This window comes from Tessaracoccus sp., from assembly GCF_016714275.1.
Classification (GTDB): Bacteria; Actinomycetota; Actinomycetes; order Propionibacteriales; family Propionibacteriaceae; genus Arachnia.
In genome coordinates, this window is sequence record NZ_JADJNP010000001.1 from 622,217 (window position 1) to 637,045 (window position 14,829).

Annotated in this window: 14 protein-coding genes and 1 riboswitch; of the genes, 4 read left to right on the top strand and 10 right to left on the bottom strand. The window is 71.8% G+C overall.

Annotated features, from left to right (window positions below; all coding sequences use genetic code 11):
- Positions 1 to 4: 4 nt before the first annotated feature.
- Together IPJ61_RS02905 and IPJ61_RS02910 are read right to left on the bottom strand one after the other, a co-directional pair.
- The gene (locus tag IPJ61_RS02905; protein ID WP_297102815.1) at positions 5 to 658 is read right to left on the bottom strand and encodes a response regulator; all 654 of its coding nucleotides are present in this window, start codon (positions 656 to 658) and stop codon (positions 5 to 7) included.
- A complete protein-coding gene (locus IPJ61_RS02910) occupies positions 655 to 1,809 on the bottom strand; it encodes a sensor histidine kinase (protein ID WP_297102817.1) in 1,155 nt (384 codons plus the stop codon). Before IPJ61_RS02910 ends, IPJ61_RS02905 begins: the two co-directional genes overlap by 4 nt.
- Positions 1,810 to 1,936: 127 nt before the next feature.
- On the opposite strand from IPJ61_RS02910, the gene IPJ61_RS02915 reads away from it, so the two are divergent.
- Positions 1,937 to 3,412 (top strand): alpha/beta fold hydrolase, encoded by a 1,476-nt coding sequence (locus IPJ61_RS02915; protein WP_297102819.1) that lies wholly within the window; start codon positions 1,937 to 1,939, stop codon positions 3,410 to 3,412.
- Between the two features lies 1 nt (position 3,413).
- On the opposite strand, the gene IPJ61_RS02920 is transcribed toward IPJ61_RS02915, so the two are convergent.
- A complete protein-coding gene (locus tag IPJ61_RS02920) occupies positions 3,414 to 4,220 on the bottom strand; it encodes a spermidine synthase (protein WP_297102821.1) in 807 nt (268 codons plus the stop codon).
- A 25-nt stretch (positions 4,221 to 4,245) separates the two neighbouring features.
- Positions 4,246 to 4,596, bottom strand: a complete 351-nt coding sequence (locus tag IPJ61_RS02925) for a DUF5997 family protein (RefSeq protein ID WP_297102823.1) — start codon at positions 4,594 to 4,596, stop codon at positions 4,246 to 4,248.
- Positions 4,597 to 4,898: 302 nt separating this feature from the next.
- Here IPJ61_RS02925 and IPJ61_RS02930 point away from each other — a divergent pair, with 302 nt between their 5' ends.
- The 3 genes from IPJ61_RS02930 to IPJ61_RS02940 are packed head-to-tail and all read left to right on the top strand — an operon-like array spanning position 4,899 to position 8,179.
- Positions 4,899 to 5,540 carry a LysR substrate-binding domain-containing protein gene (locus IPJ61_RS02930; protein WP_297102825.1) on the top strand — a complete coding sequence of 214 codons (642 nt, stop codon included), beginning with the start codon at positions 4,899 to 4,901 and terminating at the stop codon, positions 5,538 to 5,540.
- Between the two features lie 34 nt (positions 5,541 to 5,574).
- Complete coding sequence (locus IPJ61_RS02935; RefSeq protein ID WP_297102826.1) at positions 5,575 to 6,891, top strand: MATE family efflux transporter; 1,317 nt, start codon at positions 5,575 to 5,577, stop codon at positions 6,889 to 6,891.
- Between the two features lie 49 nt (positions 6,892 to 6,940).
- The gene (locus IPJ61_RS02940; RefSeq protein ID WP_297102828.1) at positions 6,941 to 8,179 is read left to right on the top strand and encodes a PQQ-dependent sugar dehydrogenase; all 1,239 of its coding nucleotides are present in this window, start codon (positions 6,941 to 6,943) and stop codon (positions 8,177 to 8,179) included.
- Between the two features lie 61 nt (positions 8,180 to 8,240).
- On the opposite strand, the gene IPJ61_RS02945 is transcribed toward IPJ61_RS02940, so the two are convergent.
- The 6 genes from IPJ61_RS02945 to thiM form a co-directional block, all read right to left on the bottom strand.
- Complete coding sequence (locus IPJ61_RS02945; RefSeq protein ID WP_297102830.1) at positions 8,241 to 8,861, bottom strand: DUF1707 SHOCT-like domain-containing protein; 621 nt, start codon at positions 8,859 to 8,861, stop codon at positions 8,241 to 8,243.
- Between the two features lie 67 nt (positions 8,862 to 8,928).
- The gene (clpB, locus tag IPJ61_RS02950) at positions 8,929 to 11,496 is read right to left on the bottom strand and encodes an ATP-dependent chaperone ClpB (RefSeq protein ID WP_297102833.1); all 2,568 of its coding nucleotides are present in this window, start codon (positions 11,494 to 11,496) and stop codon (positions 8,929 to 8,931) included.
- 74 nt (positions 11,497 to 11,570) lie between these two features.
- The gene (locus IPJ61_RS02955; protein WP_297102835.1) at positions 11,571 to 12,242 is read right to left on the bottom strand and encodes a TenA family protein; all 672 of its coding nucleotides are present in this window, start codon (positions 12,240 to 12,242) and stop codon (positions 11,571 to 11,573) included.
- 92 nt (positions 12,243 to 12,334) lie between these two features.
- The gene (thiD, locus tag IPJ61_RS02960; RefSeq protein WP_297102837.1) at positions 12,335 to 13,192 is read right to left on the bottom strand and encodes a bifunctional hydroxymethylpyrimidine kinase/phosphomethylpyrimidine kinase; all 858 of its coding nucleotides are present in this window, start codon (positions 13,190 to 13,192) and stop codon (positions 12,335 to 12,337) included.
- The gene (thiE, locus tag IPJ61_RS02965; RefSeq protein ID WP_297102839.1) at positions 13,189 to 13,869 is read right to left on the bottom strand and encodes a thiamine phosphate synthase; all 681 of its coding nucleotides are present in this window, start codon (positions 13,867 to 13,869) and stop codon (positions 13,189 to 13,191) included. Before thiE ends, thiD begins: the two co-directional genes overlap by 4 nt.
- On the bottom strand, positions 13,866 to 14,669 hold the full coding sequence (gene thiM, locus IPJ61_RS02970; protein ID WP_297102841.1) for a hydroxyethylthiazole kinase: 804 nt from the start codon (positions 14,667 to 14,669) through the stop codon (positions 13,866 to 13,868). Before thiM ends, thiE begins: the two co-directional genes overlap by 4 nt.
- Positions 14,658 to 14,752: riboswitch (TPP riboswitch) on the bottom strand. (Overlaps the previous gene by 12 nt.)
- Positions 14,753 to 14,829: the final 77 nt, after the last annotated feature.

Genomic DNA, 14,829 nt, shown 5'->3' on the forward strand with positions numbered 1-14,829 from the left:
CCGTTCAACCCAGCAGCCCGAACTCGTGCGCGAGGATGACCAGCTGGGTGCGGTCGCGGGCGTCGCACTTGGTCAGCAGGTGGCTGACGTGGCTCTTCGCCGTGGCGTAGGTGATGAAGAGCTCCCGGGCGATCTCCGCGTTCGTTCTGCCGCGGCCGACGGCGGCGAGCACCTCGCGCTCGCGCGCCGTGAGGTCGACGAGGCCGGGCGGCGGCGGACCCTGGTGCGCGTGCCCGCGGGCGAGGTACTCCTCGATCAGCCGCGTCGTCGCCCGCGGTGCCAGCAGCGACTCACCCGCCGCGACCACCTCGATGGCGCGCAGCAGGCCCTCGGGTTCGACGTCCTTCACCAGAAATCCTGCGGCCCCGGCGCGCAGTGCGCCGAAGACGTACTCGTCGAGGTCGAAGGTGGTCAGTATCAGCACGCGGGTGCGGTTGCCGGGCAGGCCGACGATGCGGCGCGTAGCCTCGACGCCGTCGAGCCTCGGCATGCGCACGTCCATGAGCATGACGTCGGGCTGCTCGCGGCGGGCGAGGGCGACGGCTTCGACACCGTCGGCGGCCTCCCCCACGAGCTCGACGCGGGGATCGGAGCGCAGCAGGAGCGCGAAGGCGCCGCGGACGAGCGCCTGGTCGTCGGCGATGGCGACCCTGATCATGACGGCCTCCGCATCGGGAAGCGCGCGGCGACGCGGTAGGTCGCGTCGGCGGCGCCCGCCTCCAGCCTGCCACCGGCGAGCTCGGCGCGCTCCCGCATCCCCAGAATCCCGTGGCCCTTCTCCCCACGCGGCGGGGCTGCGCCCAACGGGTTGGCGACGGTGAGGATCAGCTCGCCGTCCTTCGTCGCCAGCTCGACGACGACTGGACGGCTCGACGCGTGCTCGCGCGCGTTGCTGAGCGCCTGCTGGACGATCCGGTAAGCAGCAGCCTGCGTGGTGGCGGGGATCGCGTCCTCGGGAACGGGCCCCAGCCGCCAGTCGACGTCCTGGCCCGCGGCGCTCGCCTCGTCGGCCAGGCGCTCGAGATCGGCGAGCCGAGGGGTGGGTGCATAGTCGTCGTCGGAGCTGGTGCGCAGCGCGCTGACGAGGCCGCGGATCTCCCCGAGCGCCTCGCGGCTGGTCCCCGCGATCGACCGCATCGTCGCCTCCGCCTCGTCCGGCGCGGACCGCATGACGTGCGCCGCGACACCCGCCTGCACGGCGATCACGCCCAGCGAGTGCGCCGTGATGTCATGCAGGTCGCGCGCGATGCGCAGTCGCTCCTCCATCACCGCCTGCGCAGCCAGCTGGGCCTGTTCGCGCTCGATCATCGCCGACCGCTGTTCGGCCCAGGAGAGCTGTTCGCGGCGTCGCCGCGCCCAATCGCCCAGCACGAACGCGCCCGTGAACAGGAACGCGTTGTTGATCAGCTGCGGCACCGTCATATAGGCGGGCACGAGCCCTCGAAGCACCATCAGCAGGATCGCGACGACGCCGACGGCTGCCCACAGGTGCCGCCGCGGCGCAAGCGAGGCGACAGAGTAGGCGAGCAGGAAGGCGCCGGCGCCCAGCGCCGACGAGGAGTCGCCGCGGACGATGAGGACGGCGAGCGGGGCGGCCGCGACGACCAACGCGGCGAGCGGCCAGCGGGACCGCACCGCGTAGGGCAGGGCGCCGAGCGCGATCAGCGCGTACGTGGCGCCGTCGGCCGGCCGACCCGCAGGCCCGTGCGGCGCGCTGACCGCGAGCCCCAGCGCAACCGCGGCGAGGGCGACCGCGACCAGCGAATCCGCTAGCCACGGCGACGCCCACGTCGCTTCCCTGCGCCTCATCCTCCCAGGGTAGGACGACGGGGGCGCCCTCACATCCGTCTGGGGATGGATCCGCGGTTCCGCCGCCGGCCCGACGACGCCGCCGCTGGCGCGGAGGAGCCTGGAGGGAGAAGACCCAGGAGGAGAAATGCCCGCCATCGAAGCCCCATCCCGCAGCGCCGCCGTCGCCATCCCGATGTCCGCGCTCGCCGCAGCCCTCGCCGTCGGGTGGGGCGTGATCCAAGGCGTGCTGCTCCCCCGCGGCCCGTTCACAGCCGTCGAGGCCATCGTGACGGCGAGCCTCAGCGCGTCCATCGGCCTTGCGGCCGGCTGGCTATCGAAGTCGCGCCTGGCCGTCCCTCTCACCCCGCTCCTCTTCGCCGTCGCGTTCGAGGCCGCGCGCTGGGCGACCTTGGGCGCGTACGCGATCTGGCCGAAGCAGTCGACCTATGGGCTCGTCATGCTGGTCACCGGGCGCGGCGTCCACGGCGTTTTCACCCTGCTCCCGCTCGCGCTCGGGGCTCTGTTCGGGCTGGTGTCGCTCGGCGCGGCCGCCCGCCGTCGGGACGCCGCAGCATGGGCGGGCCGGATCGTCGGAGCGGGCGGGCTTGCCGTGCTGCTTTTCGTGTGCGCGGTCATCATGGCGCCGGCGCGCACCGCCCCGATCGTCGGCGCCGACGGACACGAGCTCCCAGGCAGCATCGCGGAACTGACAACCGTCCCCGCGAACGGCCACGAGCTCGCGCTGCTCATCCGCGGCCGGTCCACCTCGGCGCCGGTCGTGCTGTTCCTCGCGGGCGGCCCCGGCGGTAGCGAGATGGGCGCGATGACGGCCGACGTCTCGCTCGAGCAGCACGCCATCGTTGCGACGTGGGATCAGCGCGGAGCCGGAAAGTCGTACGCCGAGCTGGACCCGGTCTCCACGCTGACGCTGGAAGGCGCCGTCGCCGACACCATCGCGGTCACCGAGTACCTGCGCTCGCGCTTCGGGGTGGAGAAGGTCTACCTCGTCGGGCAGTCGTGGGGAACGCTGCTCGGGGTGCTGGCTGCAAAGGAACGCCCGGACCTCTACCACGCATTCGTCGGCACCGGCCAGATGGTGAGCATCCCGGAGACCGACCGGCGGTTCTACGACGACACCCTGGCCTGGGCGCGCGCCACCGGCCGCGACGACCTGGAGCGGGACCTCGTCCGCAACGGTCCCCCGCCGTACGCGGACCTCTTCTCCTACGAGGACGCGCTCGCGCACGAGCACAAGGTGTACCCGTATGACCACTCGCGGGGCGCCGAGGGCCAGGGGGGCTTCTCAGAGCACCTGTTCGCGCAGGAGTACACGCCGCTGGAACGCGTCCACAATCTCGCGGCGTTCCTGGACACGTTCGCGGTGCTGTACCCGCAGCTCCAGGACATCGACCTCCGCCGCGACGCCGCAGCCCTCGACGTGCCCGTCGTCCTGATCCAGGGCCGGAACGAGGCCCCCGGCCGGGCCGAGCCCGCGCGCGAGTGGTTCGATGCGCTGCGGGCGCCGTCCAAGGAGTGGATCGAGCTGGACGTCTCCGGCCACCGCCCCATCTTCCAGCAGCCCGGCGAGTTCGCGCGGGCGTTCGCCGAGAAGGTGCTCTAGGTCACCAGCCGCGACCTGCGGGGCCGGGCGAGGGCTCGGCCGCGCCGTCGGCGAAGGGCTCCGCGCCCCCGGGCCAGGCACGGGCATCGCGGGCGGTCAGCCAACGGTAGCCAACGGGGAGGCCTCGCGACTCGCGTTCGACGCCGCGCACGTCGGGGCGGGCGTCCGAGGCGCTGAGCAGCACGTTACCGAAGCGTTTCCCCTTGTGGACGACCGGTTCCATGCCGACCATCAGGTGCGGCCAGCGGTCGACCAGGCCGCCGGCGAGCCGCTTGGCCCAGGCGAAGGGGGCGCGGTCGGTGACGTTGAAGACGACGACGGCCTCCTCGCGCGAGACCCTCCGCAGGTCGTCGAGCGCCTCTGCCGTCGCCAGCTCGCCGGGCACCTGGGCGCCGTCGAACGCGTCGACGATCACCGCGTCCGCCCACCCGTCGGGCATGGCCCGCAGTCCGGCGCGGCCGTCGACATCACGAACCTTGATCCCGGAGCGCGGTGGCAGCGGCACCTTCCGCCGCACCTCCTCGGTCAACGCGACGTCGGGCTCGCACACCACCTGCGCTGTCCCCGGGCGGCGCCACGCGATCCACCGCGGCAGTGTCATGCCCGCCCCGCCGATGTGGACGACGCGCAGCCGCCGGCCGGCAGGGGCGTCGAGCAGCGTGTGGTCGAGCAGCATCGCGACGTGCTGGACGTACTCGAAGAGCAGGAAGTCGGGGCGGTCGGGATCGACGAACGACTGCTGGGTCGGCCCGAAGCGCACCCAGAACGCGCCGGTCACGTCGCGGTCCGCTACGACGCGGTCGTTCATCTGTCCGCCACGGTCTCGGATACGGCTAGTTTTGCTGGAGCCGGGCGCGCTCGGCGAGGACGTTTCGCAGCGACTCGCGCTCGCGGATCAGCCAGTCCGGCGGGTCGGCGAGCAGGACGCCGATCTGCTCGGCATCGAGGGCCTCCGTGATGCCGCCGCGGGCGAGGCCCGAGCGCGAGACGCCGAGCTTCTGCGCCATCACCTCGCGCGGGAACGGCCCGTTCTTGCGGAGGTCGACGAGCCACTGCGGCGGGTCCGCGCGCAGCGCATCCAGCTCTGCCCGGGTGATCGGCTGCGTGCGGAACTCCTCGGGCGCCGCGGGCAGGTAGATGCCCAGCTTCCCCGCCGCCGTCTGCGGCTTCATCGTCTGGCTCATGGAGGAGAGCCTATCCCCCGCTGGTTGGGCCGGAGCACCCCTGGTTGGGCCGGAGCACCCCTGGTTGAGCTGGTCCCGCTGGTTGAACCGACGCGTGAGCGCTAGCGAACCGTCGTGTCGAAGTCAATGAGCCGTGGATCGTGCATGGACATGCGCCAGCTCATTGGTTTCGACACGGGCGCTCGTACCTCGCGGCCCGGCTCAACCAGCGGTGCTTGCCTCAACCAGCAGTGGGTACCTCAACCAGCGGCGACGCTCAACCAGCGGTACCTGGCTCGGCCAGCGGGACTAGGCTCTGCCCCATGATCAGCACGGCGGCCCCACTGCGGATCGGTTTCGTGCCGGGCGTGACGCTCACCAAGTGGCGGAGGGTCTGGGACGAGCGGTTCCCGACGCCGCTCGGCGTCGTCGAGGTCGCCGAAGCGGACCAGCGCCGGGCGCTGGTCGTCGGAGACGTCGACATGTGCTTCGTCCGACGACCGATCGACACAGCGGGACTGCACCTAATTCCGCTGTACGACGAGGTCGTCGTCGCGTGGGCGGCGAAGGAGCACCCGATCGCGGCGTTCGCCGAGATCACGCTTGCGGACCTCGCCGACGAGAACGTCCTCGACGACCACGGGCAGGTGAGCATCGACGCCGCCGTCGCCGAGGTCGCCGTGCTGCGGGTGCCGATGTCGATCGCGCGCATGCACAACCGTCGCGACCTGGTCTACCGGCCCATCGCGGATGCCGCCCCCTCGCCGGTGGGTCTCGCCTGGCGGCAAGACAACGAGCACCCGTCCATCGAGGACTTCATCGGCGTCGTCCGCGGCCGCACCGTCAACAGCTCTCGCACCGCCGCCGCGCACCCGACCCCTCAGGCCGAGAGCGGCGGCGCCTCCGCCCGGGCGCCCGTCCGACGCGGCGCGTCCGCGCCGAAGCCCCGACGCCGACGGCGCTAGGAGCTGCCCCGCGGACGGCTAGGGTGGTCGCGCCATGACCCTCACCCGCCGCATCCTTTCCCTCGCCATCCCCGCGTTCGCGGCGCTCGTCGCGCAGCCGTTGATGATGCTGGCCGACACGTGGATCGTCGGCCTGCTCGGCACCGTCCCGCTCGCGGGACTCGGGCTCGGCAGCAGCCTGCTCACCACCGTCACGGGGCTGATGATCTTCCTCGCCTATGGGTCGACGGCGGTCGTCGCGCGGCGGATCGGCGCGGGCGAGACCGTCCGCGGCATCGAGTTGGGCGTCCAGGCGATGTGGCTGGCGGGCCTGATCGGCGTCGTCGCGGGGGCGACGGCGTGGCTCGCGGCACCCGCGCTGGTCTCAGCGCTCGGTGGGGCCGGCGAGGTGCACGCGCAGGCAGTCGCGTACCTGCGCTGGTCGCTCCCCGGGCTCCCCGGAATGCTCGTGATGTTGGCTGCGACGGGCACCTTCCGCGGCCTGGCCGACGCTCGTACACCCCTCGTTCTTTCCATCGGCGCGGCGGCGCTCAACCTGGTGCTGAACGTCGCCCTCGTGCTGGGGCTCGGGTTGGGCATCGGCGGCGCCGGCCTGGGGACGGCGCTCGCCGAGACGGCCCTCGGCGTGACCGCCGCTGCGCTCGTCGCCCGGCGGGCGCGACGCCGCTCGGCGCGCCTCCGGCCGCGCTGGCACGAGATGATGGGTAGCCTCGCCGTCGGCGTCCCCCTTCTGCTGCGCACCGTTACCCTGCGGCTCGCGCTCCTGGTCACGACTTTCGTCGCGACGGCGCAGGGCGCGGCCGGGCTGGCCGCACACCACGTCGTCATGCAGGTCTGGGGCCTGATGGCCTACGCACTCGACGCGCTCGCGATCGCCGGACAGACCATCATCGGCACCGCGCTCGGGGCCGCGGACGCGCGCGAGGCACGCGAATCGACCCGCCTCATGACGCGCTGGTCCGTCGGCGGCGGCCTGCTGATCGGGCTCGCCGTCGTGGCGCTCCACGCTCCCATTGCGTCCTTCTTCGCCCCGGACGACGAGGTGCGCGCCCTGGTTTCCTGGCTGCTGTTCATCGTGTCGGCGACGCTGCCGCTCGCCGGCTACGTCTACCTCCTCGACGGCGTGCTCATCGGCGCGGGCGACGGCGCCTACCTCGCAAAGGCCGGCGCCCTCACCGTCGCGGTCTACGCCCCTGTCGCACTCGGCGCGCTGCTCGTCCCCGCCGGCCGACCCGGAATGACCTGGTTGTGGGTGTCCTTCACGGTCGTCTTCATGGGGGCCCGCGCGCTCACGCTCGGCCTCCGCGCCCGCAGCGACCGCTGGCTCGCGCTCGGCGCCTCCCAACCCTGAACCGGCAGTCTGCGGACACAGATGCGGAACCGCCGGGTACCGTCGGTGCATGAGACGACTGGCGCTGCTCCCCCGCACGGCCCTGACGGGGTGCCTCGCCCTTGCCTGCTGCCTTCCCCTCCTGGCTGTGGCGGGGTGCACCTCCACGCCGCTGCCGGCGCCATCCGGCCCCGCGTCCCCGGCTCCGTCACCGAGCGCGCCGACGGCCTCGCCGTCGCCCTCCGCGGAACCCGCACCGACGGAGACCACCAGCCCGATCCCCGAGACGCATGAGCTCGACATCACCGAGCACGAGACCTTCGACGAGCCCTGGGCGATGGCCTTCCTTCCCGGAACCGACCAGTTGGTCATCACCGGCCGCCAGGGCGACATCTGGCTCCGCGGGCCCGACGGCGTCCGCGAGGTCGGCGGCGCGCCTGACGTCGTCGTCGCCGGCCAGGGCGGTCTCGGCGACATCATCCCCGGGCCTACGTTCGAGGAGGACGGGCGGGTGTACCTCAGCTGGGTCGAGGGCGGCGGCGGAACCTCCGGTGCCGTCGTCGGAACGGGCACCCTCGACGTCGCTGCCGCCCGCCTCGCGGACCTCGATGTGATCTGGGAACAGACCCCGAAGGTGGGCGGCACCGGACACTTCTCTCATCGCCTCGCCATCCAGGGCGACTACCTCTTCGTCAGCTCCGGCGACCGTCAGAAGATGGACCCGGCGCAGGAGATGGACGGCAACCTGGGCAAGATCCTGCGCCTCACCCTCGACGGCCAGCCCGCCGAGGGCAACCCCTTCCAGGGTGAGGACTCCCCCGTCGCGCAGCAGTTCTGGTCGGTTGGCCACCGCAACGTTCTCGGTCTCGCGTTCGACGCCGACGGCAGACTGTGGGCCTCCGAGATGGGCCCCCAAGGCGGCGACGAGCTGAACCTCATCGAGCCCGGCGCGAACTACGGCTGGCCGGTCGCGTCGAACGGCTCGCACTACGGCGGCGGCGAGATCCCGGACCACGACCCCGGCGACGGGTTCGCGGCGCCCAAGGTCTGGTGGAACCCGAGCGTCTCACCCGGCTCCCTCTTGATCTATACCGGAGACCTGTTCCCCGCATGGACCGGCGACGCGTTCCTCGGCGCGCTCTCCGGCGAGGCCCTGATCAGGGTCGACCTCGACGGCGAGGACGCCGAACTGGCGGAGGACTGGCCGATGGGCGAGCGCATCCGCGCGGTCGCGGAGGCGCCGGACGGCGCGATCTGGCTGCTCGAGGACGGTTCGGGCGGGCGCCTGCTGGAGTTGCGGCCCGCCTGACCTTTCGACCTGTCGGCACAGCGCTCGGTTGGTGCCTCGCGTCGGGCTCAAGGAGCGAGGTTTATCGACCCAACTCGCGCTGCATGGCCTTGACGGTCATGGTGGCGGTGTACAGGTCGGCGCCGGTGAGTTCGCGGTAGCGCTTGATGGCCGCGACGTCGCCCGCCGTGTTCAGCGCGAAGATCACCTGGTCCCGCTCCTCGAGCGTCAGTGGGCGCATCGGGGCGGCGGCCACCTGCTGGCGCCGCTTGTTCTGCTCGATCGCCGGCCAGATCACCCAGATCCACAGCGCCACCATTGGGATGATCCACCAGATGCCGCGGGTCCCCATGAGGACGAAAGGAAGGATGATCCACCATTGCGCGAACCACGGCCGGGCCATGGGGCGGTGCTGGATCTGGTCGTCGTCGGCACCCCAGGTCGCAGGCACCTGCGGCGCACCTGCCCAGGGCGCGACAACAGGCTCTGGCTGCGGTGCCGACGTCCGAGTAAGACCGGGGCGGGGCGCTGGCAGGTCCGTGAAGAGCCCAACGAGGTCGCTGCCAGTGCGCGCCTCGAGGGCCTTGCCCATGCGCTCGTCGAACTCCTCGGTGGAAAGACGGCCTTCGGCGTGGTGCTCCTGCAGCATGGAGACGGCCTCGTCGCGTTCCGAGTCCCCGATACGCATGTTGTCGCCAGCCATGCGCACCAGGGTACTCCGTGACGGGCTTCACCTTTCGACGCAGCCCGATACCAGCTCAGGGAGTGGGTCAGACGATCGCGACGCCGTCGCCCACCTTGTCGAACCGCACCGTCTGGCCGTCGTGGATCTCGCCGGAGAGCAGGCCTCGGGCTAGCTGGTCCTCCAGCGTGCTCTGCACCAGCCGGCGGAGCGGACGGGCGCCGTAGATCGGGTCGAAGCCGACCTCGCCCAACCACAACCGCGCGGCCTCGGACACCTCGACAGTGATCCGCCGACCCGCAAGGCGACGGTTGAGCCGCTCCAGCTGGATCTCGACGATCCGCGCCAGGTCCTCCGCCGACAGCGCATCAAACAGCACCACGTCGTCGAGCCGGTTCAGGAACTCCGGCCGGAAAGCCTGCCTGACGACACCCATCACCGACTCGCGCTTGTTCTCCGGCGAGAGCAGCGGGTCGGCCATGAACTGCGAGCCGAGGTTCGAGGTCAGGATCAGCAGCGTGTTGCGGAAGTCGACCGTGCGTCCCTGACCGTCGGTCAGGCGACCGTCGTCGAGCACCTGCAGCAGGATGTTGAACAGGTCCGGGTGGGCCTTCTCCACCTCGTCGAGCAGGATCACGGAGTAGGGCCGACGGCGCACGGCCTCGGTGAGCTGGCCCCCCTCCTCGTAGCCGACGTAGCCGGGGGGCGCGCCGACGAGGCGGGCCACGGAGTGCTTCTCGGAGTACTCGCTCATGTCGATGCGCACGAGCGCGGTCTCGTCGTCGAACAGGAAGTCGGCGAGCGCCTTGGCCAGCTCGGTCTTGCCGACGCCGGTGGGGCCGAGGAACAGGAACGATCCGGTGGGGCGGTTCGGGTCGGAGATGCCCGCGCGGCTGCGGCGCACCGCGTCGGACACGGCCTTGACGGCCGCCCGCTGGCCGATCAGTCGCGCGCCGATCCGCTCCTCCATCTGGAGCAGCTTCTCGGACTCGCCCTGCAGCAGCCTGCCGACGGGGATGCCCGTCCAGGAGGCCACGACCTCGGCGATGTCGCCGGCAGAAACCTCCTCCGAGACCATCGACGTCGTCTTGTCGCTCTCCTCGGCCTCAGCGAGCTCGCGCTCGACGGCGGGGATCTCGCCGTAGCTGATCCGCGACGCCTCCTCGAGCCTGCCCTCGCGGTACAGGCGCTCGGCCTCGACGCGCAGCTGGTCGATCCGCTCCTTGAGGTCGCCGACCCGGTTCAGCCCGGACTTCTCCGCCGCCCAGCGCGCCTCGAGGCCGCGCAGCTCCTCCTCGGCGTCGGCCAGCTCGCTGGTGAGCGCGGCGAGGCGCTCGCGCGAGGCGTCGTCGTCCTCCTTCTCGAGGGCGAACTTCTGCATGGTCATGCGGTCGACGTCGCGGCGCAGCATATCGATCTCCTCCGGCGAGGAGTCGATCTCCATCCGCAGCCGGGACGCGGCCTCGTCGACGAGGTCGATGGCCTTGTCGGGCAGCTGCCGCGAGGTGATGTACCGGTCGGAGAGGCTGGCGGCGGCGACGAGCGCGGAGTCGGTGATCCGCACCTTGTGGTGCGCCTCGTAGCGCTCGCGGAGGCCGCGCAGGATCGCGACGGTGTCCTCCACGGACGGCTCGCCGACGAACACCTGCTGGAAGCGGCGCTCCAGCGCGGGGTCCTTCTCGATCCGCTCGCGGAACTCGTCGAGCGTCGTCGCGCCGATCATCCGGAGCTCGCCGCGGGCGAGCATCGGCTTCAACATGTTCCCGGCGTCCATCGCGCCCTCGCCGGACGCGCCCGCGCCGACGACGGTGTGCAACTCGTCGATGAACGTGATGATCTGCCCCTCGGCCTCCTTGATCTCGTTCAGGACGGCCTTGAGGCGCTCCTCGAACTCGCCGCGGTACTTCGCGCCGGCGAGCATGGAGGCCAGGTCGAGCGAGACGAGGCGGCGGTTCTTCAGCGAGTCGGGCACGTCGCCCGCGACGAGGCGCTGCGCGAGGCCCTCGACGACGGCGGTCTTGCCGACGCCCGGCTCGCCGATCAACACAGGGTTGTTCTTCGTGCGCCGGGCCAACACCTGGACGACGCGACGGATCTCGGAGTCGCGGCCGATAACAGGGTCGAGCTTGCCCTCGCGGGCGCGTTCGGTGAGGTCGAGCGAGTACTTGTCGAGGACGGACTCGCCGCCCTCGGACTCGGCCGACGTCACGCGCTTGCCGCCGCGGGACGCCTCGAAGGCCTCCTTCAGCGCATCAGCATCGACGCCCTGCTTGGTCAACAGGGTCAGCGCGTCCGACGGGACCGTGGCGAGCGCGATCAGCAGGTGCTCCGTCGCGACGAAGCTGTCGCCCAAGGCGTCGGCAAGGGTCTCAGCCTGCGCGAGGACGCGCGCCAGCGGCCCGCTGATCCCGGGCTGACTGACGGAGCTGCCGCTGGTGGCGGGCAGCTTCTTGATGGCGGCGACGGCGGCGGCATCGATGGCCGCGGGATCGGCCCCGACCGCCTCCAGCAGCGCGCCGACGGTGTTGTCGGGCGTGAGCAGGAGCCCGTGCAGCAGGTGCACCGGCTCCGCGTTCGGGTTTCCGTTGGTCAGGGCCTGGCGGACCGCCGCGGTGACGGCGTCGCGAGACTTGGTGGTGAGCCTTTCCGTGTTCATGAAGTGAGTGTCTCCTCGGTTGAATTCAAAGTTGAGTCTATCTCACTCAATCCCAGGGGCAAGCGGAATATTCCTCAGCCGACACTCACGTCCCAGCGCTGAAGCTCGTAGGAACGGGCCCAGAACTGTTCCTCGTACCAGGTGGCCTCGACGAAGGCCTCGAGCATCGCGGCACGCGTCGCGGCGTCGGCTGCCTCTGCCGCCTCGTCCATCAGCCGGATCGCGGTGCGGGTCGCCTCTTGGAACGCCGGGTCGTCGTAGGCAGCAACCCATGAGCCGTAGGGGTGGTCGGCGATCCCCTGCGCCGTCGCGGCCAGCGCGCGGCCGACCTCCGCGTACACCCAGAAACACGGCAGCACCGCGGCGACCCCGACGGCATAGGGCTCATAGGCGGTAGCGGCCTGCAGCATGGCCGAGTAAGCGCGCGTCGTCGGCGACGGCTGTCCGGAACGGGGCATCGCGGCGAGGACCGGGTCACCGAGCAGGGAGCCGTGCATCTCCCGCTCCGCCGCGACCGCGCCTCCCGCGCTGGCGGCCCAGAAGCCCGCAGCCTCCAGCGAGGGGGCGCGGGAGGCGAGCATCGCGAGCGCTCGGGCGTATCCGCGCAGATAGAAGTCATCCTGAACGAGGTACTCGACGAACCGCGCGGGGGCGAGGGTCCCGTCGGCCAGCTCTACGAGGAGCGGGAGGCAGTCGATCCGCGCGCGAATCCCCGCCGTCGCGTCCCATGCTTCTTCGCTGAACATCTGTTTCCTTTCGATCTGTCGGAGCCCCATGGAGTTTTGGCGCACAACGCGGTCGCTGGTGCCGGATCGAGCAGGATCCGGCGAGTCGTGGGCTAGAACGCCAAGGGGTTGACGCGGGCCCCCTCGATGAGGTGGTTCACCGGGCCGTGGCCGGTGTCGGGGGTGCGGCTGAGCCGCCAGTCGGCGCCGGCGACGATCGCGCACAGCAGATACCCCCGGGCGCGCTCGACGGCCGCAAGCGAGACGCCGGACACGCGGGTGTCACCGAGCAGGGCTGCGGACGCCGCGATCGCCGAACTGAGCGTGCATCCGGTGCCGTGCGTGTTTCGGGTGTCCACCCGGGGTCCGCGAAGCAGCATCAGGCCCTGGGAGTCGGCGAACGCGTCGGTCAGTTCGTCGCCCGCCATGTGACCGCCCTTGACCAGCGCCGCGCGGGCCCCCGCGGTCACCAGCGCCGACGCCTGCTCGCCGAGCTCCCCGACGGTCTGCGCCGGGGCCTCGCCGAGCAGGACGGCGGCCTCGGGAAGGTTAGGCGTGACGACGTCGGCAAGGGGCATCAGGCGCGCGCGCACGGTCTCGACGGCGTCGTCGGACAGCAGCCGGTCGCCGGAGGTGGCGACCATCACGGGGTCGAGGACGATCACTCCGAAGTCGTCGCGGCGCTCCTCGATCAGGTCAGCGACGGCGCCCGCGACCTCGGCGTTGGACAGCATCCCGAGCTTGGTCGCGGCGATGGGAAGATCCTCGATGACCGCGACGATCTGGTCGCGGACGAACCGCGGATCGACGGGGATGGCCGCGCGCACGCCCTGCGTGTTCTGCACCGTCAGCCCGGCCAGCGCCGCACAGCCGTAGGCGCCGAGCGCGCTGAACGTCTTGAGGTCCGCCTGGATGCCTGCTCCCCCGCTCGGGTCGGAGCCGGCGATGCTGAGCGCGATCTTCGGGGTCACGGGTTCCTCCAGAGCGCCAGCAGTTCCTGGGCTGCGGCGCGGGGGTCGGGAGCTGCGGCGATCGCAGAGACGACGCAGATGCCGTCGACCCCGGTCTCGATCACCGCGCGCGCGTTCCGCGCGTTGACGCCGCCGATGGCGACGGTCTTCACCCGCCCCGCGGCCTGGCGCACCAGCGCGCGGGCGCCGTCGGGGCCGAGCGCGGGGTCGGTGTCGGTCTTGGTCGGCGTCGCCCAGATGGGCGAGAGCCCGACGACGTCCGCCGTCGGGTCGGCCAGCTCGGCCTCCAGGTGGGCGGGGGCCGCCACCGACAGACCGATCGTCACCCCCGCACCTAGGCGGCGGCGCGCCTCGCGGATGTCGCCGTCGGACTGACCGAGGTGCAGGTGCAGCCCGAGCTCCGCCGCGACGTCCAGCCGGTCGTTGACGACGATGCTCGCGCTCCGTCCGTCGGCCGCGAAGGCGCGCTCGTTGGCTGCGACGACGGCGCGGGTGAGCGCGAGGAACTCGTCGTCGGGGAGCTCCTTGTCCCGCACCTGAATGACGCCCGCACCTCCGAGCACCGCCTGTTCGACGACCCACGGCACGCGGTCCGGGCCGCCGCTGAGGGTCGTGTCGGTGACGAAGTACAGCCGCCAGTCGATCGCCTCGGCCACGCCAGGCGCGGCGGTCGTCATGCCTCGTCGATCGCGACGAGATCGACGACCTCGGAGGGCGCCAGTGCGTACAGCGCGTCGAGCCACGCCGTCCGGAAGCTGCCGGGACCGGCCGCAGAACGTGCCGCGACAAGCCCGGCAGCGCCGAACAGCGCATGTGCGGCCACGACGGCGTCGTGCTCGGAGAGGCCGAGGCCACGGGCCGCGGCCAGGCACGCGGCCGTCGTCGCGCCGAGCGCACAGCCGGTGCCGATGACCAGCGGCATGAGCGCGTCGCCGCCCGTGATTCGGGTGAGCCGGTCTGCGGAGACGACCACATCGACCGGTCCGGAGATCGCGACGACGGCGCCGCAGGTCTCGTTCAGGTGGCGTGCCGCGCCCACGGCGGCGTCGACCTCGTCGGTGGCGTCGACGCCGCGGCCGCCCGCTCCGTCGCCGACAAGGCCGAGGATCTCGGAGGCGTTCGCCCGCACCGCCGCAGGCCGATGGGCCAGCAGCTCGCGCGCCAGCGCCGTCCGGACAGGCAGCCCGCCGACGGCGACCGGGTCGAGCACCCACGGCCGCCCCGCCGCGGACGCGGCGGGCGCCGCGCGCCGCATGCCCGCATGCTGCTGCGCCGAGCCGTTGCCGACGTTAATCAGCACCGCGGACGCGATGCCCGCGAAGATCTCGGCCTCCTCGGGCAGGTCGATCATCGCGGGCGCGGCGCCGACGGCCAGCAGCACGTTGGCGGTGATCTCCGGCACGACGGTGTTGGTCATGCAGTGGACGAGCGGCGTCGTGCGACGCACGGCATCGAGGACCTGGGACACGTGGCTCATCTGGCTCCCTATCGCTAGCACTACCTAGATCAGGTTCTGCGGGTGTGATCTCAGCCCCTTCTGGGGCACCCCGGCAGGTCTTACGATAGCGGGCTCCACCTATGGGCGGAGGGCGCGCCCACGAGGCCGAGCCAAGTCAGAGACTTCGACCACCGGGCAG